This window comes from Pseudomonas sp. PA-1-3F (assembly GCF_021609665.1).
GTDB classification, from domain to species: Bacteria; Pseudomonadota; Gammaproteobacteria; order Pseudomonadales; family Pseudomonadaceae; genus Aquipseudomonas; species Aquipseudomonas paracarnis.
In genome coordinates this window covers 41,288-64,303 of record NZ_WJZD01000030.1, presented here as the reverse complement: position 1 = coordinate 64,303, position 23,016 = coordinate 41,288, and the positions used below count along the sequence as shown (strand labels likewise).

Annotated in this window: 22 protein-coding genes; 12 read left to right on the top strand and 10 right to left on the bottom strand. The window is 61.2% G+C overall.

What is annotated here, in order from left to right; genetic code table 11:
• Positions 1-108: 108 nt before the first annotated feature.
• The 7 genes from cobU (at position 109) to GIV26_RS20660 (ending at position 5,397) form a co-directional block, all read left to right on the top strand.
• A complete protein-coding gene (cobU, locus tag GIV26_RS20690; RefSeq protein WP_103299311.1) occupies positions 109-630 on the top strand; it encodes a bifunctional adenosylcobinamide kinase/adenosylcobinamide-phosphate guanylyltransferase in 522 nt (173 codons plus the stop codon).
• The gene (cobT, locus tag GIV26_RS20685) at positions 627-1,682 is read left to right on the top strand and encodes a nicotinate-nucleotide--dimethylbenzimidazole phosphoribosyltransferase (protein ID WP_236282018.1); all 1,056 of its coding nucleotides are present in this window, start codon (positions 627-629) and stop codon (positions 1,680-1,682) included. The genes cobU and cobT overlap by 4 nt, the downstream gene beginning before the upstream one ends.
• Complete coding sequence (gene cobC, locus GIV26_RS20680; RefSeq protein WP_034128334.1) at positions 1,679-2,254, top strand: alpha-ribazole phosphatase family protein; 576 nt, start codon at positions 1,679-1,681, stop codon at positions 2,252-2,254. Before cobT ends, cobC begins: the two co-directional genes overlap by 4 nt.
• Positions 2,255-2,256: 2 nt before the next feature.
• Entirely contained in the window at positions 2,257-2,985 is a 729-nt protein-coding gene (locus tag GIV26_RS20675) for an adenosylcobinamide-GDP ribazoletransferase (protein ID WP_236282017.1), read from the top strand.
• Between the two features lie 42 nt (positions 2,986-3,027).
• Positions 3,028-3,432 (top strand): MarR family winged helix-turn-helix transcriptional regulator, encoded by a 405-nt coding sequence (locus tag GIV26_RS20670; protein ID WP_034128336.1) that lies wholly within the window; start codon positions 3,028-3,030, stop codon positions 3,430-3,432.
• A gap of 54 nt (positions 3,433-3,486) precedes the next feature.
• Positions 3,487-4,695, top strand: coding sequence for an MFS transporter (locus GIV26_RS20665; protein WP_014719382.1), 1,209 nt, complete (start codon positions 3,487-3,489; stop codon positions 4,693-4,695).
• A 150-nt stretch (positions 4,696-4,845) separates the two neighbouring features.
• Positions 4,846-5,397: a glutathione peroxidase gene (locus tag GIV26_RS20660; RefSeq protein ID WP_034128338.1), complete on the top strand. Its 552-nt coding sequence runs from the start codon at positions 4,846-4,848 to the stop codon at positions 5,395-5,397.
• 64 nt (positions 5,398-5,461) lie between these two features.
• Here GIV26_RS20660 and GIV26_RS20655 read toward each other — a convergent pair whose 3' ends face one another.
• The 4 genes from GIV26_RS20655 to GIV26_RS20640 form a co-directional block, all read right to left on the bottom strand.
• Complete coding sequence (locus tag GIV26_RS20655; RefSeq protein WP_003193026.1) at positions 5,462-6,739, bottom strand: OmpP1/FadL family transporter; 1,278 nt, start codon at positions 6,737-6,739, stop codon at positions 5,462-5,464.
• A 145-nt stretch (positions 6,740-6,884) separates the two neighbouring features.
• Positions 6,885-7,367 (bottom strand): hypothetical protein, encoded by a 483-nt coding sequence (locus tag GIV26_RS20650; RefSeq protein WP_054899027.1) that lies wholly within the window; start codon positions 7,365-7,367, stop codon positions 6,885-6,887.
• 278 nt (positions 7,368-7,645) lie between these two features.
• On the bottom strand, positions 7,646-7,870 hold the full coding sequence (locus GIV26_RS20645) for a hypothetical protein (protein WP_034128340.1): 225 nt from the start codon (positions 7,868-7,870) through the stop codon (positions 7,646-7,648).
• 443 nt (positions 7,871-8,313) lie between these two features.
• A complete protein-coding gene (locus tag GIV26_RS20640; RefSeq protein ID WP_197901424.1) occupies positions 8,314-8,619 on the bottom strand; it encodes a hypothetical protein in 306 nt (101 codons plus the stop codon).
• 457 nt (positions 8,620-9,076) lie between these two features.
• Here GIV26_RS20640 and GIV26_RS20635 point away from each other — a divergent pair, with 457 nt between their 5' ends.
• Entirely contained in the window at positions 9,077-9,400 is a 324-nt protein-coding gene (locus GIV26_RS20635) for a hypothetical protein (RefSeq protein ID WP_034128342.1), read from the top strand.
• Between the two features lie 175 nt (positions 9,401-9,575).
• A complete protein-coding gene (gene rmuC, locus GIV26_RS20630; protein ID WP_169918249.1) occupies positions 9,576-10,940 on the top strand; it encodes a DNA recombination protein RmuC in 1,365 nt (454 codons plus the stop codon).
• A gap of 107 nt (positions 10,941-11,047) precedes the next feature.
• Here the strand turns inward: rmuC and GIV26_RS20625 are convergent, their stop codons facing one another.
• From GIV26_RS20625 to GIV26_RS20615, 3 genes are all read right to left on the bottom strand, one after another.
• Complete coding sequence (locus GIV26_RS20625) at positions 11,048-14,518, bottom strand: hybrid sensor histidine kinase/response regulator (protein ID WP_054899071.1); 3,471 nt, start codon at positions 14,516-14,518, stop codon at positions 11,048-11,050.
• A gap of 119 nt (positions 14,519-14,637) precedes the next feature.
• Positions 14,638-15,021, bottom strand: coding sequence for a YbaN family protein (locus tag GIV26_RS20620; RefSeq protein ID WP_019818414.1), 384 nt, complete (start codon positions 15,019-15,021; stop codon positions 14,638-14,640).
• A gap of 20 nt (positions 15,022-15,041) precedes the next feature.
• A complete protein-coding gene (locus GIV26_RS20615; protein WP_034128344.1) occupies positions 15,042-15,629 on the bottom strand; it encodes a UPF0149 family protein in 588 nt (195 codons plus the stop codon).
• A gap of 276 nt (positions 15,630-15,905) precedes the next feature.
• Here GIV26_RS20615 and recQ point away from each other — a divergent pair, with 276 nt between their 5' ends.
• Both recQ and GIV26_RS20605 read left to right on the top strand, forming a co-directional pair.
• Positions 15,906-18,035: a DNA helicase RecQ gene (gene recQ / locus GIV26_RS20610; RefSeq protein ID WP_236282015.1), complete on the top strand. Its 2,130-nt coding sequence runs from the start codon at positions 15,906-15,908 to the stop codon at positions 18,033-18,035.
• Between the two features lie 121 nt (positions 18,036-18,156).
• A complete protein-coding gene (locus tag GIV26_RS20605) occupies positions 18,157-18,591 on the top strand; it encodes a MarR family transcriptional regulator (protein ID WP_003193007.1) in 435 nt (144 codons plus the stop codon).
• Between the two features lie 130 nt (positions 18,592-18,721).
• Here GIV26_RS20605 and GIV26_RS20600 read toward each other — a convergent pair whose 3' ends face one another.
• Positions 18,722-20,911 carry a patatin-like phospholipase family protein gene (locus GIV26_RS20600; protein ID WP_236282013.1) on the bottom strand — a complete coding sequence of 730 codons (2,190 nt, stop codon included), beginning with the start codon at positions 20,909-20,911 and terminating at the stop codon, positions 18,722-18,724.
• Between the two features lie 83 nt (positions 20,912-20,994).
• Between GIV26_RS20600 and GIV26_RS20595 the strand changes: the two genes are divergently transcribed.
• On the top strand, positions 20,995-21,282 hold the full coding sequence (locus tag GIV26_RS20595; protein WP_236282011.1) for a SelT/SelW/SelH family protein: 288 nt from the start codon (positions 20,995-20,997) through the stop codon (positions 21,280-21,282).
• 2 nt (positions 21,283-21,284) lie between these two features.
• On the opposite strand, the gene GIV26_RS20590 is transcribed toward GIV26_RS20595, so the two are convergent.
• Both GIV26_RS20590 and GIV26_RS20585 read right to left on the bottom strand, forming a co-directional pair.
• On the bottom strand, positions 21,285-22,166 hold the full coding sequence (locus tag GIV26_RS20590; protein ID WP_054898654.1) for a DMT family transporter: 882 nt from the start codon (positions 22,164-22,166) through the stop codon (positions 21,285-21,287).
• A 100-nt stretch (positions 22,167-22,266) separates the two neighbouring features.
• Positions 22,267-23,016: a helix-turn-helix domain-containing protein gene (locus tag GIV26_RS20585; protein ID WP_096143468.1), complete on the bottom strand. Its 750-nt coding sequence runs from the start codon at positions 23,014-23,016 to the stop codon at positions 22,267-22,269.

Below are 23,016 nucleotides of genomic sequence, written 5' to 3'. Positions count from 1 at the left end.
AAGCCAGCTCCCACATTTGGGTCGCGGTGCGTCAGCTGGATCAGCGTCGGCTGTCAGGCCGTCACGGGAGCAAGCTCCCTCGCCACATCGTTTGCCAGGGGCCTTTGCATGTATCAATTGATCCTCGGCGGCGCCCGTTCGGGCAAGAGCCGCCTGGCCGAAAAGCTTGCCGCAGAGAGCGGGCTTGCCGTCATTTATATCGCCACCAGCCAGCCGCTCGACGGTGAGATGAACGAGCGTGTCACTTTGCACCGCCAGCGTCGCCCCGACCATTGGGGCCTGGTTGAGGAGCCCATCGAGCTGACGCGCGTGCTGCGCGAAAACGCCGCCACTGATCGCTGCCTGCTGGTGGATTGCCTGACCTTATGGCTCACCAATCTTCTGATGCTCGAAGACCCGGCGCGCCTTGCGTGCGAGCGTGATCAACTGTTGCAAACCCTGGCTTCGCTGCCGGGGGAAATCATTTTTGTCAGCAACGAGACCGGTCTGGGTGTCGTGCCGCTGGGCGAATTGACTCGCCGTTATGTGGATGAAGCCGGTTGGCTGCATCAAGCCTTGGCCGAGCAATGTCAGCGCGTTGTGCTGACGGTTGCCGGCCTGCCCCTGACTTTGAAAGGTACTGCGTTATGACCGACTCCTGGTGGCTCAACCCCTGCAAGGCGGTGAATGCCACAGCCCACGAACAGGCGCTGGCGCGTCAGCAGCAGTTGACCAAGCCCGCTGGCTCCCTCGGCCAGTTGGAGGCCCTGGCGGTGCGGTTGGCGGGTTTGCAGGGCCAGGTCAAACCGTCGGTGGATCACCTGTGGATCGCGATTTTTGCCGGCGATCACGGCGTGGTCGCTGAAGGCGTGTCGGCATTTCCCCAGGCGGTGACCGGGCAGATGCTGCAAAACTTTGTCACCGGTGGTGCGGCAATCAGTGTGTTGGCGCGGCAACTGGAAGCGCAATTGGAAGTGGTTGACCTTGGGACGGTCACGCCGTCCCTGGATTTGCCCGGCGTTCGTCACCTGAATATCGGCGCGGGCACGGCCAATTTCGTGCATGGCCCGGCGATGACCCGGTCTCAGGGGCAACTGGCCCTGCAAGCCGGGCGAGACAGCGCACACCGCGCCCTGGCAGGCGGCGCGCAGCTGTTTATCGGCGGCGAGATGGGCATCGGTAACACCACCGCCGCCAGTGCCTTGGCCTGCGCATTGCTGGATTGCCAGGTCACTGACCTCACAGGCCCTGGCACCGGTTTGAATGCCGCAGGGGTCAGCCACAAGGTCGCGGTCATCGAGCGCGCCCTGGGGTTGCACGCCGGTCAGCGCAGCGATGCGTTGCAAACCCTGTTCAATCTCGGCGGTTTTGAAATTGCTGCCTTGGTTGGCGCCTACCTGGCCTGCGCTCAGGAAGGCATGGTGGTGCTGGTGGATGGGTTCATCTGCAGCGTGGCCGCGCTAGTGGCGGTGCGCTTGAACCCGGCGTGCCGCGAATGGCTGGTGTTCGGCCATCGGGGTGCCGAGCCGGGTCATCGCCATGTGCTGCACAGCCTCGATGCGCAACCGTTGCTGGAACTGGGCCTGCGGCTGGGCGAAGGCAGCGGCGCGGCGTTGGCGGTGCCCTTGTTGCGTCTGGCATGCGCGCTGCACGGGCAGATGGCGACCTTCGCCGAAGCCGCCGTGGCGGATCGCCCCGCATGACCTTGCGCCTGGACCTGCTGCGCCACGGCGAAACCGAGCTGGGCGGCGGCCTGCGTGGCAGCCTGGACGATGCGCTGACCGCCAACGGCTGGCAGCAGATGCGCGACGCAGTGGTGGGGCAAGGGCCCTGGGATCGGCTGATCAGCTCGCCGCTGCAACGCTGCGCTCTGTTCGCCCGGGAGCTGGGGACGCAACTTGATTTGCCGGTGAGTCTGGAGCCTGACTTGCAGGAGCTTCACTTCGGCGCCTGGGAAGGGCAGAGTGCGGCCGCGTTGATGGATACCGATGCCGAAGGGCTGGGCTTGTTCTGGGCCAACCCCTATGGCTTCACGCCGCCGGAGGGTGAGCCTGTCATCCAGTTTTCCGAGCGCGTGCTTGGCGCTGTCGCCCGGCTGCATCAGGCGTACGCGGGCCAGCGGGTGCTGTTGGTCAGTCATGGCGGTGTGATGCGCCTGCTGCTGGCTCAGGCGCGAGGGTTGCCCCGTGAGCAACTGCTGAATGTTGAAGTGGGTCACGGTGCCTTGTTCGGCCTGCAGGTTGAAGCCGATGGTGTGTTGAAGGAAGGACTCTGACGATGCTGCCGTTCTGGATCGCCCTGCAATTTCTCAGCAGCCTGCCCATTCGCTTGCCGGGCATGCCGCAACCTCAAGAACTGGGCCGTTCGTTGTTGTTTTATCCGCTGGTTGGGTTGCTGTTCGGCGTGCTGTTATGGGGCCTCGACCAGGTGTTGCAGGGCGCCCCGTTGCTGTTGCACGCCGCGTTGCTGCTCACAGCCTGGGTGTTGCTCAGCGGTGGCCTGCACCTGGACGGCCTGGCCGACAGCGCCGATGCTTGGCTGGGTGGTTTTGGCGACCGCGAGCGCACCCTCAGCATCATGAAAGACCCGCGCAGCGGCCCGATTGCGGTGGTCACCCTGGGCTTGGTGCTGCTACTCAAGTTCAGCGCGCTGGTGGCATTGATCGAACAACACAATGGCGCCGCGTTGCTCCTGGCGCCCCTGATCGGACGCGCTTCGATGCTGGCGCTGTTTCTCAGCACGCGCTATGTGCGGGCGGGCGGATTGGGTCAGGCACTGTCAGACCATCTGCCGCGAATTGTCGGCCAACAGGTGCTGATCCTCAGCGGGTTGGCCTGCATTCTGATCGGCGGTTTCAGCGGCGGCATCGCGGTGTTGCTGGCGGCACTGTGTTTCGTGTGGCTGCGCCAGTTGATGGTCAAGCGTCTGGGCGGTACCACGGGCGACACTGCTGGCGCACTGCTGGAGCTGCTTGAAGTCGCGGTGCTGGTCGGGCTGGCGTTGTAACGCTTTCTTGCAATTGATTAACTCCGGGTATATACACGCTCTATGCTTGCCTCCCAATGTTTATGCACCAACCTGCGACGGGCTGCCCGTGGCGTCAGCAGGCACTACGACGGCGCTCTCGACGGCTTCGGGATCAACGTTGCCCAGTATTCTCTGTTGTGCAACCTGCAGCGTCTCGACCAGCCGAGCATTTCCAGCCTGGCGGACGCCATGGGCCTGGATCGCAGCACCCTGGGGCGCAACCTGCGCGTCCTGGAAGGTGAGGGGCTGGTGCAGTTGGTCGAGGGTGACGATTTGCGCAACCGCCTGGTGGTGTTGACTGCCACAGGGCAAGAGCGGCTGACTGCCGCGTTACCGGCTTGGGAAGCGGCGCAACAGAAATTGATTGATAAGCTCGGCGCCGAAAAGCGCGAAATGTTGTTGGCCTTGCTGGATGAACTCGCCTGAATGGCGGTTTGTTCGACTACAAGCGGGTATATACCCGCGAACGGAGAATAAGAAATGACCTCGATGTGGCGCACCAGTGGTTGGGTCCTTTTAGGGAGTGCGCTGATCCTGGCGTTGTCCTTGGGCGTACGGCATGGCTTTGGCCTGTTCCTGGCGCCGATGAGCAGCGAATTCGGTTGGGGGCGTGAAACCTTTGCCTTTGCCATCGCCTTGCAGAATCTGATCTGGGGCTTGGCGCAGCCATTTACCGGGGCCTTGGCCGACCGTTTCGGCGCGACCAAGGCGGTGTTTGTCGGCGGGGTGTTGTACGCCGTCGGCCTGGTGCTCATGGGCATGTCCGACTCCGCGTGGTCACTGTCGTTGAGCGCAGGTTTGCTGATTGGCATTGGCCTGTCCGGCACCTCGTTCTCGGTGATTCTCGGCGTGGTTGGCCGCGCCGTTGCGCCAGAAAAACGCAGCATGGCCATGGGCATTGCCAGCGCCGCCGGCTCGTTCGGCCAGTTCGCCATGGTGCCCGGCACCCTCGGCTTGATTGGTTGGCTGGGCTGGTCGGCCGCCTTGCTGGCGCTGGGCTTGATGGTGGCGTTGATCCTGCCGCTGGTCGCCATGCTCAAGGACCGGCCGCTGGCGGTCACGGTGGGCCAGCAAACCCTGGGCGAAGCGCTGAAAGAGGCCTGCTCCCACTCCGGCTTCTGGCTGCTGTCCTTCGGCTTTTTTGTGTGCGGTTTCCAAGTGGTTTTTATCGGTGTGCACTTGCCGGCGTACCTGGTCGACCAGCACCTGCCGGCCACGGTGGGCACCACGGTGCTGGCCTTGATTGGCCTGTTCAACGTATTTGGCACCTACACGGCGGGTTGGCTCGGTGGCCGCATGTCCAAGCCGCGTCTGCTCACCGGCTTGTATCTGTTGCGGGCGGTAGTGATTGTGTTGTTCCTGTGGGCGCCGGTCACCGAAGTCACGGCGTATCTGTTTGGCATGGCGATGGGATTCCTGTGGTTGTCCACGGTGCCGCTGACCAATGGCACCGTCGCGACCCTGTTTGGGGTGCGCAACCTCTCGATGCTCGGCGGGATCGTGTTCCTGTTCCACCAACTGGGCTCGTTCCTCGGCGGGTGGCTGGGCGGGGTGGTCTATGATCGAACCGGCAGCTACGATTTGATCTGGCAGGTGGCAATTTTGCTCAGCCTGCTTGCCGCCGCGCTGAATTGGCCGGTGCGTGAGCGGCCGGTGGCGCGCATTCAGGCGCAGATGGAGGCGGCATGAGCATGACAGCGCGTCTTATGCTGTTGGCTGTGGGGCTGGGGTTGTTGCTGCTGGCCTGGTGGGGTTGGCAACGGGGCGGCCTGGCGTTGATGCAACTGGGCATGGCGATCTGCTAAGTTGTGGGTCTGAACTGACTCAAGGACTTTTGACATGCAGATGCGCTGGCTCGCTGTACCCGTCCTGATGGCTATTGGCAGCGTGGCGATGGCCGCCAGTTGCCCACCGTTGCTGGAGGGCCAACTGCCCAAGCTGCGGGCCAAGGAATCCATCGACCTGTGCCAGCAATTCGCTGGCAAACCCTTGGTGATCGTCAACACGGCGAGCTTCTGCGGCTTTGCCCCGCAATTCAAGGGCCTGGAAGCGTTGTATCAGCGCTACAAGGGCGAAGGTCTGGAAGTGATCGGCGTGCCGTCCGATGACTTCAAACAGGAAGCCAAGACCGGGGAAGAAACCGCCAAGGTCTGCTACGTGAATTATGGCGTGACCTTCACCATGACCGAGCCGCAGAAGGTCAAGGGGCCGGATGCGGTGCACCTTTTCAAGGTGCTTGCACAGCAGGCCGACGCCGCGCCCAAGTGGAACTTCTACAAGTATGTAGTGGATCGCCAGGGCAATCTGGTTGCCAGTTTTTCCAGCCTGACCAAGCCGGACAGTCCGGAGCTGATCAAGGCGGTGGAACAGGCATTGGCTTCCAAACCCTGACCGCCAGCCAAACAAAAGCCCCGCCTCCTTCACAGGAGAGCGGGGCTTTTTTATACGACTGCGGTTAGAACTTGTAGGTCATGCCCAAGCCGAAACCGTTGGCGCTGTTTTCATACTTGGCGTTGTAGCTGGCCAATTGGTTGGAGCGCGAGATCTTGACGTCCTCTTCCTTCAGGTAGGAGTAGGCCAGGTCGATGGTCATGTTATCCATGACCTGGTAGCCCAGGCCCAGGCTGAAGATAGTACGGTCGCCGGTCGGGATGCGCGGTGAGCGATCCGTGTTGTTGGTAGGCGACTGGTCGAATGTCAGGCCGGTACGCAGTACCACTTGCTTGGTGAGCTGGTACGAAGTACCCACGGCGTAGGCCCAGGTGTCGTGCCAGTTCTGGTCTTCCTTGATTGTGCTGACCAAGCCTGGGGCAAGCGCGCCGCCAGTAGCGCCGCTGACGCCTTCGTTCTTGACGGTGATGTCTTTCAGGCGGCTCCAGCGTGTCCAGGTTGCACCGGCATAGAGTTTCCACGCGTCGGTCAGGTCTTGAGTGACGGACAGGTCGTAGGACTCAGGTGTGTCGATTTTCAGCGAGGCGTCATAGCGGTTGCTGCGCAGGAACGGCGAGGTCGCGGTCGGTGCGGTGACTTCGGTGTGGCCGTCCAGCTTGTAGCTGACCTTGGAGTGGTAGGTCAGGCCGACACGGGTGGTATCGGTGGCTTGGACCAGTACGCCGATGTTGAAGCCCAGCGCGGTGTCGTCACCCTTGATCTTGATATTGGTGTCTGGCGCGCGAGGGTTCAGCGTCAGGTCCGATTCCAGGGTGCCGGCGATGCGGTTGATGGTCGGGCCAAAACCCACGGAAACGCGGTCGTTGAAGGCGTAGCTGACGGTCGGTTGCAAGGTGATGACTTTCACTTCGCTCTTGCTGCCAAAGCCACGGCCCTGGAAGCCGCTTTCGTAGTCGGTTACCAGGCCGAACGGCGCATAGACGCCGAAGCCGACAGCCCACTGGTCGTTGAGCTTATTGGTGTAGAAACCGAAAGGCACGGCAGTGAAAGGCACCATATCGCCTTTGTTGCTGCCAGCGGAGCGGCCGCTGACATTGCTGATATCGGTGGAGGCATCAATGGCTGCAACGCCACCGGTGATCTGTTGGCCTTCCAGGCGTGCCATACCGGCAGGGTTACCGAACACAGTGCTCGCATCATCGGCAGAAGAAGAGCGACCTGCGAAACCGGTACCCATCCCGCTGACGCTTTGTTCGTTGAGGGCAAAGCCGCTGGCGAACAATTGGGAGGATGCCATGGCAACGGCGAGGCTAAGTGTGGTCTTGAGCATTACTTTTTTCATTATTAGAACTCCGTGTGATCACCGCTGCGGAAAGTATCAATAAATTTCAGATCGCGCTATAGGCTGTAATGCAGGAGATAGAGCGGTTTTGTAGGACAATCCGACCAAAATTGCCGTTTTTTGCCGAATCTTGCAATTTGCCCGGTCAGCAAGCTGCCTGTTTCATGGGGCTTACACAGGTTTGCCACGCTTGGGTGAAATCTCGCAGGCGGCCTTGTGGATGGAATATTTCTTTCCAGATACGCGCCATGGCCAGCACATCGCCGGGTGCGGGAAGGGCGGGGCGTTGTTGTTCCACCAGCAACCAGGCGATGGCCGTGGCGTAGCGCAGGTTCACGGTCAACTCCAACTGAGGCGCGCTGAGGAACGCATGTTGGCTGGCCAGCCCGCGCACCAAGCTGGCGCGCTCCGGGTCCAGGGCCAGGTAGTCATCCCAGAGGGCGCGGTGACGTGGTTCGGTGATGCTGTAGAGGCCATGGCCGCGCCGGTCATGCAGCGCCGAGCCCAGTTCTGACTGGCTGGCGGCAATGCCCAGCAGCAGGGATTCGGCTGTCGAGCTGTGACGGCCGAGGTACATCAGCGTCGGCCGGATCACATAACGACACAATTCACTGGCGGCAATACCCATACGAGCCTCAGTCCTTGCAAAGAGTGGACGAGCCTGAGAAGGGGAGCTTGGCAGCAATGAATCGGATCTCAGGCCCGTCGTAAGCGGATCATGCCGCTTGACTTGAAGTGTAGTGTCATATTCGTGATGTAAAGGACTGTTTTTAAAACATCTTCTGCAATCGGTTATAACGTTTATATCGATTTGTACTTAGCGCCACGGACTCAAGGCCAAATTCCAGGCAATAAAAAACCCTGTTGTTCAAACAGGGTTTTTGAGGTTTCAGCGACGCGGGTCGATCAGGCGGTCAGTGCCTGACGGGTACGATCAATCACGGCCTGCAGCGGTTCTGCGCTGGAGTATTGATCGGGGTACAGGCGTTCGCTGTGACGAGCGATGCCGTGTTCGTTGACCAGGGTGAAGCTGAAGCAGCCTTTGCGAGCAGCCATGATCAGGCAGTTCATTGGGGCAAAAGCGTTGGTGAGGGCGCGAATGGCATCCTGAGTGTGGATTTGAGCGTTCATATTATTGGTGTTCCTACAAATGACACGGATAAGAACCGTGCAACGTTAAAACGTTCCAGTAACGCTGATCACCATTGATCAAACGAAGAACCCGACTGGAACAAAGCAGCCAGTTTGAAGCGCTATGGAATTAGGCGCGCTTGGGCTGGCAGGTAGGTACTTAGGAGGGCAGGCAACACAACAGGGGCAAAGGTTCTGGGCCCGGGGTGAAGATCCTGATCAATTTGCAGGTTGGTTCGGTCAGAGTATTGGAACTTCGCGCCACCCTTTGCTTGTTCAAAGGCAGTGTCGTCGCAAGGAATACCTGGAAACCATCGAGGTGGCCGATCCCATGTGGTTCAGGGGACGTATTCGACCAGAATTGACTTTCAGCTTGGTACTAACGCCGCGGATAGTAACGGATTGAAACAGGGAAGGGAAGGCCGATTGCAAAAAAACTTCGATCAGCCGCCGAGCAACTCGCGATAGACCAGTACGGTCATGGACGCGGCCAGGGCGCACCCCAGCCCATAGGCGGCGAGCGTCAATCGCAAGGACTGGCCGGTCTCGATCATGTGGATCACTTCGCGCATGTCATTGATCTTTCCGTCACTGAGTTCGATGCACAGGACCACGGCGGTAAAGGCGGCTGACAGCAAGATAGCAATGGCGAACAGTGCGCCGTCCGGAGAGGGGAGCGCGGCATTGATTCCCAGGGAGATCGCGCAGATGGCCAGTAGCAGCCCGGCGAATAACAGAATTCCTTTCATCGGCCCTACTGGTTTGCATTGTCGGTGGCGCAGTGTGGCGAGCCGAGGCGGATTTGAAAAGCCCTCGGGTTTGCCCGGTCAGTAACATGTTTAACCGGTGTTGAATCAAAAAACGCCGCCGATATAACCAGTCGATCGGGACTTGTGCACATTTGTGGCCAAGGGTGTAACCCTGCTGTCACTGGTGTGCAAGTGCGCCCATTTGCCTGTAATCAAAATTTAAGTCAATGAAAAATCTCGCTTTTTTTTATTGGTGAAAAAATCGTCAGTTTGACTGCGGCCCCCGTTCCATGGGGCTTTGCGCCTGTTCTAGGGGGGTTGTCCACTGAGTTATCCACAGCTTCTGTGGATTGTCCCGAGCGCTTGCTCTAGGACGGGCGTGCACGGTTTTTTCAGCTTTACCTGTACGAAAAAAAGAGTAGAGTGGCGCGCCTTCCGTTCTGCCCCACAGTGCTTTATGAAGTTTCGCTCAGTATCACCTTCTGTTACCGACACGCCCCAAACTGTTACCGCACCCAAGCGTTTTTCCTTGAAGGTCGCATTGTGGCTGCTCGACAGCCCGCGCCTGGGGCAGAGCACCAATATCAAGCATCTCGCCGGACGCTTGCTCAAGCAGCCCGCCCGCGAAGGCGTGGTGGCCGCTCAGAGCCGTCTTGGCCAACTGATGTGCCGCGAGTGCGGAAATGCCCGTGACCGGCGCATCGGCCACGATTTGTTGCGTTCGGCTGCCCGCGCCGGCGACCGTCGCGCCCAGCGCGAACTGGGGCAGGTCGAAGACTGAGCTGTCCTCCGGCCTTAGGCTTGGTTAACCTTGATCTTTTTCGGTGATGGCAGAAATGGCTATGGTGTTTGACTGGACCAGTATCGCCTTGGGTCTTGTGGGTGCAGCCGTGCCGCTACTGGCGCTGTGCTGGCAACTCCAGCGGCGCCTGACCGCACGCACCACCGGTTGGGAACTGCTGGAAGAACGCCTGGCAACCGCGCAACTGGCCCAGGAAGGGCTCGCCGCGCAACTGGACGCCAGTCGCGATGAGATCAGTGACCTCAGCCAGGCCAATGCCGCCAAACAAGCCGACCTGGCGGCGCTGCGCCGTGAAGTCGAGTTGTTGCAGATCGACCGCGATAACGCCCGCGATGCCGCGCACGCCTGGAACCTCGACCGCAGCGCCAAGGAAACCGAACTGCGTCGCCTTGACGCCTTGGCCGCTGCCCTGAGCGCCGAATTGCGCGAGCAGCAAGAGAGTCATCAGCAACGACTCACCGACCTGCAAGGCTCACGAGACGAACTGCGTGCGCAATTTGCCGAGCTGGCTGGCAAGATCTTCGACGAGCGTGAGCAACGCTTCGCCGAAACCAGTCAGGAGCGGCTGGGCCAACTTCTGGACCCGCTCAAGGAACGTATCCAGTCCTTCGAGAAGCGTGTCGAAGAAAGCTATCAGAACGAAGCCCGTGAGCGCTTTTCCCTCGCCAAAGAGCTTGAGCGCCTGCAGCAATTGAACCTGCGTCTGTCGGACGAAGCCACCAACCTGACTCGCGCCCTCAAGGGCCAGAAAACCCAGGGCAACTGGGGCGAGTTGATACTTGAACGGGTGCTGGAGCACGCGGGCCTGGAGAAGGGCCGTGAGTACCAGACCCAGGTCAGCCTCAAAGGCCCGGATGGCGAGCGTTTCCAGCCCGACGTGCTGATCATGTTGCCGGGCGACAAGCAGGTGGTGGTCGACTCCAAGGTCAGCTTGACCGCCTATCAACAGTACGTTGCGGCGGATGACGAGGTGATTGGCCAGGCCGCCTTGAAGCAACACGTGCTGTCCCTGCGTAATCATGTCAAAGGCTTGGCCGGCAAGGACTACAAGCGCCTGGAGGGTTTGCACAGCCTGGATTTCGTCCTGCTGTTCGTACCGATCGAGGCTGCCTTTTCTGCGGCATTGCAGGCCGAGCCCAACCTGTTCCAGGAAGCCTTCGACCGCCATATTGTAATCGTCAGCCCCACGACCTTGCTCGCCACCCTGCGCGTGATCGACAGCCTGTGGAAGCAGGAGCGCCAGAGCCAGAACGCACGGGAAATTGCCGAGCGTGCCGGTTGGCTGTATGACAAGTTCGTGCTGTTTATCCAGGACCTGGACGAAGTGGGCAACCGGCTACAACAGCTGGACAAGGCCTACAGCGCGGCGCGCAACAAGCTGACGGATGGGCGTGGGAACCTGGTCAGCCGTACCGAGCAACTCAGGTTGCTCGGTGCCCGCGCCAGCAAAAGCTTGCCGGCGGATCTGCTGGAGCGGGCGATGACCGATTCGGATGGCGTGGCGCATCTCCCGGAATAAAAGGGGCTAAATTGTAGGAGCGAGCTTGCTCGCGAAAAACTCATAGGCGCCGCGTTTATTCAGGAAACACGCGTTATCATTGACGTTTTTCGCGAGCAAGCTCGCTCCTACAGGGGCAAATGTCTGCTCAATAGCGCCCGCAACGCCGCCGGCTTCACCGGCTTGGCCAAGTAATCCAACCCCGCCCCATGCACCTCGGCAACCATCTCCGGTCGCCCATCGGCACTGATCACTACGCCGGGAATCGGCTCGGCCAGTTGCGCACGCAGCCAGCCCATCAACTCGGTACCGGTTTCGCCGTGGTCCAGGTGGTAATCCACCAACGCCAGTTGCGGGCGGATGCCCTCGGCCAGCAATGCCGCGCATTCGGCCTGATTGGCGGCCGTCCAGACTTCACAGCCCCAGCGCGTGAGCAGGCTGCGCATGCCGATCAGGATGCTGTCTTCGTTATCCACACACAGCACGCGTGCGCCACTCAAGGGCAGGCCGGTTTCTGCGGGCGCCTTGGGTTGCACGCTGGTCTGGTTACGGGCCAGCGGCACGCACACGCTGAAGACGCTGCCTTTGCCCGGCCAGGAGCGCACGCTCAGGCGATGGCCCAGCACGCGGCACAGGCCGTCGGCAATCGCCAGGCCCAGCCCCAGGCCCTTTTCGGCACGGGTCTGGTGACTGTCCAGGCGCTTGAACTCTTCGAAGATCACCTTTTGTTTATCGGGCGCAATACCAGGCCCGCGATCCCAGACCTCCAGGCAGAGTTCGCCCTTGCGACGACGTACGCCCAGCAGCACCGGGCCGTCGGCATAACGGAAGGCATTGGTCAGAAAATTCTGCAAAATCCGCCGCAGCAGCTTGATGTCGCTGTCCACTCGCAAACGGCTGCCGCGCCAGCGGAAGCGCAAGTGTTGCTCCTGGGCCAGCGCCTTGAATTCTGCTCCAAGGGTGTCGAACAGCTCGTTGAGAACAAAGGGCTGGCGTTGTGGGTTGATCTTGCCGTTTTCCAGGCGCGAAATGTCCAGCAAATCGCTGATCAGGTCTTCGGCCGAGCGCAGTGAGCTATCCAGATGCTGCACCAACTGCCGTGCCTCGCCGGACAGGCCATCGGTCTGGTGGGAAAGGGCGGCGGAAAACAGCCGCGCAGCGTTCAGCGGTTGCATCAGGTCATGGCTCACGGCCGCCAGGAACCGCGTCTTCGACTGGCTGGCGGATTCGGCCACGCCCTTGGCGTCGGTGAGGGCCACGTTCAGTTGCGACAGTTCATGGGTGCGCTCGGTCACCCGCTGCTCCAGGCCCTCATTAGCCTCGGTCAGCGCTTGTTCGGCTTCGCGGAACGCGGTGATGTCGGTGAAGCTCATGACAAACCCGCCGCCGGGCATCGGGTTGCCGATCAACTCGATCACCCGGCCATTGGGGAACAGGCGCTCGGAGGTGTGCGCACGCCCCTGGCGCATCCAGTGCAGGCGACGCGCCACGTGCACTTGCGCTTCACCGGGGCCACACAGGCCGCGCTCGGCGTTGTATCGAATGATGTCTGCAATGGGCCGGCCGACGCTGATCAAGCCGTCCGGGTAGTTGAACAGTTCCAGGTAGCGCCGGTTCCAGGCCACCAGCTTGAGCGACTGGTCCACCACGCTGATGCCCTGGGTGATGTTCTCAATGGCACCTTGCAACAGAGCGCGGTTGAACTGCAGCACTTCCGAGGCTTCGTCGGCGATACGGACCACGTCCTCCAGTTGCATTTCCCGCCCTTCAATCGCCGCTTTCACCACCGCCCGCGTCGATGAGGCTCCGAGTACGCCGGCCAGCAAGCGTTCGGTGTGGGCGATCCAATCGTTATCGGCATTCTGGTTGGGGTTGAAGCCTTTGCCCTGGCGATAGGCGAAGCGAATAAAACTCTGCTGGGCCCGTTCTTCCCCGACGAAGCGTGCAGCCAGGCTGAGCAGGTCGCTGATCTGCACCGACAGCATGGAGCGTGCACTCGCACGCTGGCTGATTTCCTGGCCGATAAAACGGCCTGCCTGCCAGTGCTCGGAAACCCGTGTGCGCGACAGCATCGACACCCACACGAAGAGGGTGAAGTTACCTGCCAGGGAGAACACGGTGCCCAGGGTCAGCGAGGTGACCGACAGCCCGAACGGGTGGGAGTGCATCCAGGTCAGGCCGGGGAAAAGGTTGAGCGACCAGCCCAGACTTTTCGCCGTCACTGGCAAGACCAACGTGTAGAACCACAGGAAAGTACCGGCGGCCAAACCGGCAAACACCCCACGCCGGTTGGCCTGCTTCCAATAGAGGGCGCCGAGCATCGCCGGGGCCAGTTGGGTCACAGCGGCAAAGGCGATCTGGCCGATGGTCGCCAGGCTGGCGGTGGAGCCCAGCAAGCGGTAGCTCACGTACGCCAGCAGCAGGATGATCACAATGCTCACCCGGCGAACCGACAGCATCCAGTGACGGAAGACTTCGAATGGCCGCTCGGCGCTGGATCGGCGCAACAGCCATGGCAGCAGCATGTCGTTGGAAACCATGGTCGACAAGGCGATGCTCGCTACGATGACCATGCCAGTGGCCGCCGATGCACCGCCAATGAATGCCAGCACGGCGAGGGCAGGATGGGCCTCGGCCATTGGCAGGCTGATCACATAGGAGTCCGGCAGCACCGAGCTGGGCAACAGCATCTTGCCGCCTAGGGCGATGGGCACCACAAACAGTGCCGCTAGGATCAAATAAGCCGGGAACACCCACTTGGCCAGGCGCAAATCCTGGGGGTCGATGTTCTCCACCACCGTCACATGAAATTGTCGCGGTAAGCAGATGATCGCCATCATGGCGACGCCGGTCTGTACCACCATCGAAGGCCAGTTGATGGTCTCTTTCCAGTATTCCTCAAGGCGCGGGGCGAGCATGGCCTGGCTGAACAGATCGCCGAAACCGTCGTACAAGCCGTAGGTGACAAACGCACCGACGGCGAGAAAAGCGAACAGCTTGACCAGCGACTCAAAGGCAATCGCCAGCACCATGCCGCGGTGGTGTTCGGTGGCGTCGAGGTTGCGTGTACCGAACACGATGGTAAACAGCGCCAATACCAGCGACACAATCAAGGCCGTGTCCTGGGCGCGGGTGCCGGTGGTGTCGGGGCCGGCGCCGATCAGCAGGTTCACGCCCAACACGATGCCTTTGAGCTGCAGCGCGATATAGGGCAGCACGCCGACCAGGCAGATCAATGCCACCACCACCGCCAGGGACTGGGATTTGCCGTAGCGGGCGGCGATAAAGTCGGCGATTGAGGTGATGTTTTCCTGCTTGCTGATCAGGATCATCTTTTGCAGCACCCAGGGTGCCAGCACCAGCAACAGCACAGGTCCCAGGTAGATCGGCAAGAATGCCCACAGTTGTTCCGCCGCTTGGCCTACGGCGCCGAAGAAGGTCCAACTGGTGCAGTACACCGCCAGCGACAGGCTATACACCCAGGCACGCACGCGCGGCGGCAGCGGCGCATGGCGGCGGTCACCGTAAAAGGCGATGGCAAACATAGTGGCCATATAGGCCAGGGCAACGGCGGCGATCAGCCCGCTGGACAGCGTCATGGTAACTCCGAGCATAAGAACACCCGGGCATTCCAGGCCCGGTTGGACAGTCTCGCATGATGCCTGGTGTTAGTCAGTGTCGACCAAGGTCGTGTGGGATCGAATGTCGCAGGCGGCGCTCAGCGTGGCGGCAGGGTTTTCTGGCGCAGGATGTAGATCGTCACCAGCACCGCACTGGTCAGCATAAAGCCCCGTGCCCATGGCAGTGGTACCAGGTAGCAGGAAATCGAGATGCTCAGCCACATCAAGCCGATGGCGTAGACCTTGCCTTTGAGCGGGATGCCATTGCCGTCGAGGTAATCGCGCACCCAGGGCCCCAGGCGCGGGTGTTCCACCAGCCAGTGGTAGAAGCGCGGGGAGCTGCGAGCGAAGCAGGCGGCGGCGAGTAGCAGGAAGGGTGTGGTCGGCAGTACCGGCAGGAAAATACCGATGACTCCCAGCGCTACGCTTAGCCAGCCGATGGCCAGCAGCGCATAGCGCAGGAGCAGTGGACGGTTGCCCATGGGTTCCACGGGCAAGCGATTCAGTGGTGACGTGGCTTGAGGATCGCCGGTTTTTCGTCAGGCGCGTTGCACAGCAGGTACAGCGCGGTCAGGGCTTCCGGGATCTGCACGATCATGTCGTCCATCAGGTTGGCGTCGGCGGCGATGTCGGAGAACTCTGCTTCCTCTTCGAACAGACCCGAACCGACCATGATCGGCAGCAGCATTTCGCTGACTTCTTCTTCGGCGGTTTCGAACCAGGCGGCTTCGCGCAGAAATACGCCTTCCATGAAACCGATGCACCAGCCGCGCAGGTCGGAGTCATCCGGATCGTCGCCCAGATCCAGCTCGCACGGCAGCTCGAACTCTTCGTCGGAGGCCAGTTGGCGCGCGATGTGGGCCTTGAGGGCGATCAGGGTGGATTCGATTTCTTCGCGATGGGCGGCGTCGCTGTAATGAGGCTCTTCAGCGAACAGCGCGTCGATCCATTCACGGTCCGGGACGGGGTCGGAGCAGATCGACAGGGCGGTCAGGTAGCCGTGGGCGGCCACGTAGTCCAGCGCCTCGTCATGCAGCTCATCGGCGTCGAGGAAGGCTTGCAGGCGGGTTAGTTGCTCAGCGAAGGACATTGAAGGGCTACCTTGGGAATAAACGATGCTGAATTCTAGGCTTTCTTGAGCGCCCAGGCCAGCCGCACGGCATATTTGCCCGGTTTTAGCCTGGTGCGTCTATTCGTCAGTCGCGCCCTTTGGTGGATAACGCTCGGGTATACTGCCGCGTTTTGTGATGCCCCAGCAGGCCCAGCGCCAATCCGGGAAAACTTCGCTTACGGATTATTTTTCGTGAGCGCGGATATTTTCGGCCAGCCTGTATTGAGGGATTTCGGCACCATTTTGGAGTTTTACATGCTCGAGCAGGCTCAACGCGTCCTCAAGGACATCTTCGGCTACGACAGTTTTCGTGGCCGCCAGGGTGCGATCATTGAGCGCGTGGCCAGTGGCGGCGATGCCCTGGTGCTGATGCCTACCGGTGGCGGCAAGTCGCTGTGCTTCCAGGTGCCGGCGCTGTTGCGCAATGGCCTGGCCGTGGTGGTGTCGCCGCTGATTGCGTTGATGGACGACCAGGTCGCCACCCTTGAAGAACTCGGTGTCGCCGCCGCGTCGTTGAACTCCACCCTCAGCGCCGAGCAGCAGCGCGACCTGGCTGCACGCATCAAGCGTGGCGAGGTTAAAATGCTTTACCTGGCGCCGGAGCGCCTGGTGCAGCCACGCATGCTGGCCTTTTTGCAGAGCCTTGAGATCGCTCTGTTCGCCATCGACGAAGCCCACTGTGTGTCGCAATGGGGCCACGATTTCCGCCGCGAATACCTGCAGCTTGGCCAATTGGCAGAACTGTTTCCCGATGTGCCGCGTATCGCCCTGACCGCCACCGCCGACAAGCGCACCCGCGAAGAGATCGTCGAGCGCCTGCATTTGCAGAACGCCGAGCGCTTCCTGTCGAGTTTTGACCGGCCCAATATTTTCTACCGCATCGTGCCCAAGGAGCAGCCGCGCAAGCAGTTGCTGGCGTTCCTGTCCGAGCGGCGCAGTGACGCGGGCATCGTGTATTGCCTTTCGCGCAAGAAAGTCGACGAGGTCGCGGCGTTCCTCTGTGAACAAGGCTACCCGGCGCTGCCTTACCATGCCGGCCTGCCCAATGAAACGCGATCAGGGCACCAGAAACGCTTCCTGAACGAGGAAGGCCTGATCATGGTGGCGACCATTGCCTTTGGCATGGGCATCGACAAATCCAACGTGCGTTTCGTGGCGCACATGGATCTGCCCAAGTCCCTTGAGGCCTATTACCAGGAAACCGGGCGTGCCGGCCGCGATGGCCTGCCGGCGGATGCCTGGATGGTCTACGGCCTGCAAGACGTGGTGATGCTCAAGCAGATGCTGCAGAACTCCGAGGGCGACGAGCGCCACAAGCGCCTGGAGCAGCACAAGCTCGATGCCATGCTTTCGTTGTGCGAAGAGACCCGCTGCCGCCGCCAGACCCTGCTGGCGTATTTTGACGAAGACATGCCTGAGCCCTGCGGCCACTGCGATAACTGCATCGACGGCGTGCAAACCTGGGACGCCACCGAACCGGCGCGCCAGGCGTTGTCGACGATCTATCGCACCGGCCAGCGTTATGGCGTGGGCCATCTGGTGGATGTTCTGCTGGGCAAGGACAACGAAAAAATCCGCAGCTTCGGCCACGAAAAACTCTCGGTGTACGGTGTCGGTAAAGCTCGCGCCGAAGGTGAGTGGCGTTCGCTGTTTCGCCAGATGGTTGCCCGTGGGCTTGTCGACATCGATATCGAAGGCTACGGCGGGCTGCGGCTGAATGACAGTTGCCGGCCGTTGCTCAAGGGCGAAGTGAGCCTGGAACTGCGCCGTGACCTCAAGCCGCAGACCACCGCCAAAAGCAGCAGCACCAGCCAGGCCAGCCAACTGGTGCGGGGTGAAGAGCGCGAACAATGGGAAGCCTTGCGCACCCTGCGGCGCAAACTGGCGCAGGAGCACAGCGTGCCACCCTACGTTATCTTCCCCGACTCCACCCTGCTGGAGATGCTCCGCGAGCAGCCCACCACCATGGCCGAGATGGCCCGGGTCAGCGGTGTGGGCGCGCGTAAACTGGAGCGCTACGGCCAGGCCTTCCTGGAAGTGCTCGGCGGTCAGGCCGAAGCGCCGAAGGAAATCGCCGATATTCGCCACGAACTGATCAGCCTGGCCCGTGCCGGCATGACCCCGATCCAGATCGCAGGCCAACTGCAATGCTCGGAAAAAAACGTGTACACCTTGCTTGCCGAAGCCATCGGCAAGCAGCAATTGTCCCTGGAGCAGGCCCTTGATTTACCTGAGGATTTGCTCGGTGAAATCCAGGACGCCTTTCTCGATGGAGAAGGCGAATTGCCAGCTGTCACCGAAATTGCGCCGTTGTTTACCGGGCGTGTTCCGGAAGGCGTTTTGTACTGCGTGCGTGCCGCTTTGCAGTCTGAATTCGAAATTTAGTGTGCCAATTACGACAATGTAACGAATCAGTACATAGCGGGCCTTGCCTATGGGCAGGCCTCATGCTTAGCTGACTAATAATTAGCCATACTTTATTTTCAGTCTTAAACACGAGTTTTTTATGCCGTTAACCGATCAACACCGTTTTGGTATGCAGTTGGCGCAAATGTCGCGAGGTTGGCGCGCCGAACTGGACCGCCGCCTGGCGGGGCTGGGCTTGTCCCAGGCGCGCTGGTTGGTGCTGCTGCACCTGGCCCGTTTTGTCGAAGCACCCACCCAGCGTGAATTGGCCCAAAGTGTCGGCGTGGAAGGGCCCACCCTGGCTCGTCTGCTCGACAGCCTCGAGGGCCAGGGCCTGGTGCAACGCCAGGCCGTAGTGGAAGACCGTCGTGCCAAACGTATCCTGCTGTGCGACACCGCCCAACCGTTGATCGACCAGATCGAAACCATTGCCACGGCGTTGCGCCATGAATTGTTCGTGGGCGTAAATGAAGAAGACCTGCGGGTGTGCATGCGGGTGCATGAGCACATCCTGGCGAACCTGGAAAAGTCCTGACCTGCAAAATGTAGGAGCGAGCTTGCTCGCGAAAAACGCCAACGATAACGCGGGCTTCCTGAATAAACGCGGCGTCTGTGGGTTTTTCGCGAGCAAGCTCGCTCCTACAAAAGTCCTTGGCAATCCTTTCCTAGAACGTCTGGCCCAGGTTCAAGTACACCGCCTTCTGATTATCATCATTGAACCCATAGCTGAAATTCAGCGGCCCCAGTGGTGTATCAAACCCCAGGAAAATACTCGCGGCGTTGATATAGCCGCTGTCGAACTCGTTATCGTTGTTCCACGCCCGGCCCCGTTCCAGGGATGCACCCAGGTACAACGGGAAGTCCAGCGGCAGGTAAGAGCGTGGGGTGAGCCTGCGGAAGTACACCGCGCGCATGAGGCTGATGTTCTGCCCCGAAATCGCATCCTGGCGGAAGCCCGACAATTGCCGTGCGCCCCCCAGCAGGAAGCTGGAAATCACCACATCCGAATTATCCAGTGTGCGACCGTAACGACCGCCCAGTATCAAGGTGTCCGGCCCGTGGCTCATGGCCTTGTCCAGCTTGAATTCCCACTGGCGATAGCGCTGGTCGGAGCCCAAACCGGGTTCGAACTCGCGAAAGGCCAGGCCGATGTCTTCGCCGCTGTGGGGGAAGTACACGTTGTCCAGGGAGTCGAAGGAGTATTTGAGCTCATAAAAGCCTTCGCTGAAGCTCATGCTCGGCAGGTCGCGGTCGCCAATACGCACGTCCGCCTTGCCCCAGGCTTCACCCACGCCAAAGCGGATCTCACCGCTGTTGCCGATCTGCCGACCCACGTTCAAACCAAAACCATAGCGCTCCAGGCGGTATTCGGAGATAGGGTTATTGTCCTCGATCAGCTCGACGTTCTGCGCCTCGGCCCTGATGTAGGGGGCCACAAAGTAACGTGAGCCGGTGTCCATGGGTTGGTAGAACTCACTGTACAGCTCCTGCCGATCACCGATCTGCACCCGTGTGAGCCATTCCGCGCCGAGGCGGTTGATGCCGTTCACGCGGTAACTGGCGCCGAGGTTGAAGGCGCTGTCGCCGCGCATGTCGTCCGAGAGGTTCAAGCCCAGGCGCAGGTAGTCGGTGCCGCTGCGCTTGCCGCGTGCGCTGATCACCAGGGTGTTGTCCTGGCCTTTTTTTACCACGCGGTATTGCACCTGCTCGAAGTAATCGAGGCCGTACAGGGTGCCCATGTCTGATTGCAGGCGGCCCAGGTTCAACGGTTCTCCCAGCCCCTGGCGAATGTAATAGCGGATGACGTCATCACTGACCTTGGAGTCGTTCTCCACCTGGATTGCGGTGATCACCGGGGTGCGTTCGCCCGGTGTGCGGGCGGCTATCAGGTCGGCGTCGATGGGTTCGGCAGGGCGCAGGTGTGCCAGGCGTACGTCGAGGGCACGGGTGGCGCGGTAGCCGGCATCGATCATGTCCTTGGCGCGGCCAAAGTCGGTGACGCCATAAGCGGCCAGCGGCGGTTGGATCAACACGTCCTTGGGGTTCAGGGCCTTGAGTTGTTCCTCGGAGTTACGCCGGGTCATCAGGGTGATGGACTGGTTGAGCACGTCCACCACGGTGGCCAGTTGTTTGCGCGAGCGCAGCGGGGTGCCGATGTCGACCACGATAGCAATATCGACGCCCATCTCCCGCGCCACATCCAACGGGATGTTGTCGGTCATACCGCCGTCCACCAGCAGGCGGCCATTCAGCTCCACCGGGGCGAACACCGCGGGAATCGACATGCTGGCGCGTATCACCTGGGGCAGGTGGCCTTTGCTGAAGACTACTTTTTCGCCGGTGGTGATGTCGGTAGCCACGGCGCGAAAGGGGATCGGCAGCTTGTCGAAATTACGCGTGTTGCTGCTGTGGGCGAACATGCTTTCCAGCAGCAACGCCAGGTTCTGGCCCTGGATCACGCCCAGCGGCAGGCCGAGGCTGCCATCGTCGCGGAAACTGAGTTTTTGTTTGACCAGGAAATCCCGGTCGTCCTGTTTGCGCCGAAACGGTACATCTTCACGCGGTGGCGCGTCGGACAGGGCCTGCTGCCAGTCGATACCCAGCGCCAACTTCTCCAGCTCGTCGATCTTGTAGCCTGACGCGTACAACCCGCCAATCACAGCGCCCATGCTGGTGCCGGCAATCGCATCGATATGAATACCTTGCTCTTCAAGCGCCTTGAGCACACCGATATGCGCCAGGCCACGGGCAGCCCCGCCGGACAGCACCAGGCCGATTTTCGGGCGGGGGGCTTCTACCGCGTCGGCAAGTAGGGGGACAAGGCACAGGAACAGGCAAGACAGCAGGCGGCGCATCATCAATCTCGTGGCTGGGCGACAAAGGCCGCTATTATAGCCACCCGATTCGCTGAGCCTGTTACGCCAGGAGCCGCTTAATGATGTCTGCATGCAAACCCGAGATCGTTATCAGCTATTGCACCCAGTGCCAGTGGTTGCTGCGCGCCGCGTGGCTGGCCCAGGAGCTACTCAGCACCTTTGCCGATGACTTGGGGCGCGTGGCACTGGAACCGGCCACCGGCGGGGCCTTTCGCATTACCTGCGATGGCGTGCAGATTTGGGAGCGCAAGGCCGATGGCGGTTTTCCCGAGGCCAAGGTGCTCAAGCAGCGAGTGCGCGACCAGATCGACCCCCAGCGCGACCTCGGGCATAACGACCGTACCGTCTGAAGTCAGGCCGGCGCCGGTTGCTTGGCCTGGCTGGCGCTGCCCATCAGGCCGGAGAGCACGATGGCGACGATGATCAAGGCGCCGCCCAGCAGCATGCGCAGGGTCGGGGTTTCGGCAAACAACAGCCAGGCCACGGTGATGCCGTAGACCGGTTCCATCGCAAACACCACCGAAGCGGTGCGCGCCTTGATTACGGCAAGGCTGGCGACAAACAGGCTGTGGGCGAGGCCGGTACAAAACACCCCCAGCAGCCCGATCCACAGCCAATCTATCCCTCGCACATCCGCCAACCCCGGCGCGGCCACGGGCAGCAGGCACGCGGCGACCACGACGTTCTGGCACAGCGCGGCCTGTACCGCTGGAATGCGCCCGGAACTGGCGCGATTGTTCAGCGACAACAACGAGAACAACAGGCCCGAGGCGATGCCCCACAGCAGGCCGCCCGTGGCTTCGCTGGCGAGATTGAAATCCGGGGTCACAAGCACCAGGCCAACGGTGACCAGCACCACCAGCAGCACTTCATTGGCCCGAATACGCTCGCGGAAAATCAGCCCCTCAAGGATCACCGTAAAGGCCGGAAAGGCGGTGAACCCCAAGGTCGCCACGGCCACGCCGGCGACTTTGACGGCGATAAAGAACGTCACCCAATGGGCAGCCAACAACACGCCGCTGACCAGCAGCCGGCGCCAGTCACGCATCTCCAGTTTTTTCCAGGGAGCGTTGCTGGCAAAGCGCGCAAAGACCGCCAGTGCCAGCACGGCAAACGCCGCCCGGCCAAATACGATGATGGCGGGGGAGGCCGCCGCCAGCTTGCCGAACACGCCGGTGAGGCCAAACATCAATGCGCCGATATGCAGGGCGCCGAGGGCTGAGCGGGGAGTCATTGCGATCCTTGATCCAACAGGGGGTGACAGCCTCGCAGTCTAGAGGGTTGGCGGGTGGGCGTCTGTCGCGGGTGGGGTGATTTTTAGCGCAAGACTCTTGCTAGCCCGCTCGACGCAATGCACCGGGCGAGGCGCCAAACGCCCGAAGCATGGCCGCGCAAAATGCACTTTGCGAGGCGTAGCCGACGCGCTCGGCAATCTCGCCGATGGGTAGGGAGGTTTCGCGTAAAAGCCTGAGCGCCAAGTGCAAGCGGCGACTGCGTAGATAGTCCATCGGCGTTTGCCCGCACTCCGCCATGAACCGCGCATGCAGGCGCGGCACGGACAAATCGGCAATCCGCGCCAGGTCGGCCACCTGGAGCGGACGCGCCGCATGGCGCTCGATATGGCTATTGAACGCGGCATAAGGCAGACGCCGGCCAGGCAGCGGTTGAGCCTGAGGGTGGTTGAGGCTGGCCAGTAACAACACAGCGCCTTGCTGGACGATCAGTGGGTCGTGCACCGGGCTTTGTGCCAGCCACTGCACCAGTTGGTGTTGCCGAGCATCCAGCGCGAGGCGCGCGGGTTGGTCGAGCAAGCGGCGGCTGGCATCGGCATGTTCGCCCAAGGATTGCACCACCCAGTGCTCGGTCGGCACATCCAGCACCAGGCAGCGGCTGCCATCGCGGCTGATGCAGGCGTGGTGGGCGGAGAAGGGCAGCACCATCACGCTGCTTTCGCGCACCTGGCTGCCACGGCCATCGACTTCCAGGTCCAGGTGCCCGGAAAGGCCGAACACCAACTGCGCATGGTCATGGCTGTGGGCAATGGGCGCTTCGAGGTAGTGGCGTAGCGTGAGGGTCGGGCTCAT

What these genes read in the sequence shown, in the direction of transcription:
- cobU (WP_103299311.1), top strand. Translation starts at nt 109, where the DNA reads ATGTATCAATTGATCCTCGGCGGCGCCCGTTCGGGCAAGAGCCGCCTG.
- cobT (WP_236282018.1), top strand. Translation starts at nt 627, where the DNA reads ATGACCGACTCCTGGTGGCTCAACCCCTGCAAGGCGGTGAATGCCACA.
- cobC (WP_034128334.1), top strand. Translation starts at nt 1,679, where the DNA reads ATGACCTTGCGCCTGGACCTGCTGCGCCACGGCGAAACCGAGCTGGGC.
- GIV26_RS20675 (WP_236282017.1), top strand. Translation starts at nt 2,257, where the DNA reads ATGCTGCCGTTCTGGATCGCCCTGCAATTTCTCAGCAGCCTGCCCATT.
- GIV26_RS20670 (WP_034128336.1), top strand. Translation starts at nt 3,028, where the DNA reads ATGCTTGCCTCCCAATGTTTATGCACCAACCTGCGACGGGCTGCCCGT.
- GIV26_RS20665 (WP_014719382.1), top strand. Translation starts at nt 3,487, where the DNA reads ATGACCTCGATGTGGCGCACCAGTGGTTGGGTCCTTTTAGGGAGTGCG.
- GIV26_RS20660 (WP_034128338.1), top strand. Translation starts at nt 4,846, where the DNA reads ATGCAGATGCGCTGGCTCGCTGTACCCGTCCTGATGGCTATTGGCAGC.
- GIV26_RS20655 (WP_003193026.1), bottom strand. Translation starts at nt 6,739, where the DNA reads ATGAAAAAAGTAATGCTCAAGACCACACTTAGCCTCGCCGTTGCCATG.
- GIV26_RS20650 (WP_054899027.1), bottom strand. Translation starts at nt 7,367, where the DNA reads ATGGGTATTGCCGCCAGTGAATTGTGTCGTTATGTGATCCGGCCGACG.
- GIV26_RS20645 (WP_034128340.1), bottom strand. Translation starts at nt 7,870, where the DNA reads ATGAACGCTCAAATCCACACTCAGGATGCCATTCGCGCCCTCACCAAC.
- GIV26_RS20640 (WP_197901424.1), bottom strand. Translation starts at nt 8,619, where the DNA reads ATGAAAGGAATTCTGTTATTCGCCGGGCTGCTACTGGCCATCTGCGCG.
- GIV26_RS20635 (WP_034128342.1), top strand. Translation starts at nt 9,077, where the DNA reads ATGAAGTTTCGCTCAGTATCACCTTCTGTTACCGACACGCCCCAAACT.
- GIV26_RS20625 (WP_054899071.1), bottom strand. Translation starts at nt 14,518, where the DNA reads ATGACGCTGTCCAGCGGGCTGATCGCCGCCGTTGCCCTGGCCTATATG.
- GIV26_RS20620 (WP_019818414.1), bottom strand. Translation starts at nt 15,021, where the DNA reads ATGGGCAACCGTCCACTGCTCCTGCGCTATGCGCTGCTGGCCATCGGC.
- GIV26_RS20615 (WP_034128344.1), bottom strand. Translation starts at nt 15,629, where the DNA reads ATGTCCTTCGCTGAGCAACTAACCCGCCTGCAAGCCTTCCTCGACGCC.
- recQ (WP_236282015.1), top strand. Translation starts at nt 15,906, where the DNA reads ATGCTCGAGCAGGCTCAACGCGTCCTCAAGGACATCTTCGGCTACGAC.
- GIV26_RS20605 (WP_003193007.1), top strand. Translation starts at nt 18,157, where the DNA reads ATGCCGTTAACCGATCAACACCGTTTTGGTATGCAGTTGGCGCAAATG.
- GIV26_RS20600 (WP_236282013.1), bottom strand. Translation starts at nt 20,911, where the DNA reads ATGCGCCGCCTGCTGTCTTGCCTGTTCCTGTGCCTTGTCCCCCTACTT.
- GIV26_RS20595 (WP_236282011.1), top strand. Translation starts at nt 20,995, where the DNA reads ATGTCTGCATGCAAACCCGAGATCGTTATCAGCTATTGCACCCAGTGC.
- GIV26_RS20590 (WP_054898654.1), bottom strand. Translation starts at nt 22,166, where the DNA reads ATGACTCCCCGCTCAGCCCTCGGCGCCCTGCATATCGGCGCATTGATG.
- GIV26_RS20585 (WP_096143468.1), bottom strand. Translation starts at nt 23,016, where the DNA reads ATGAGCCCGACCCTCACGCTACGCCACTACCTCGAAGCGCCCATTGCC.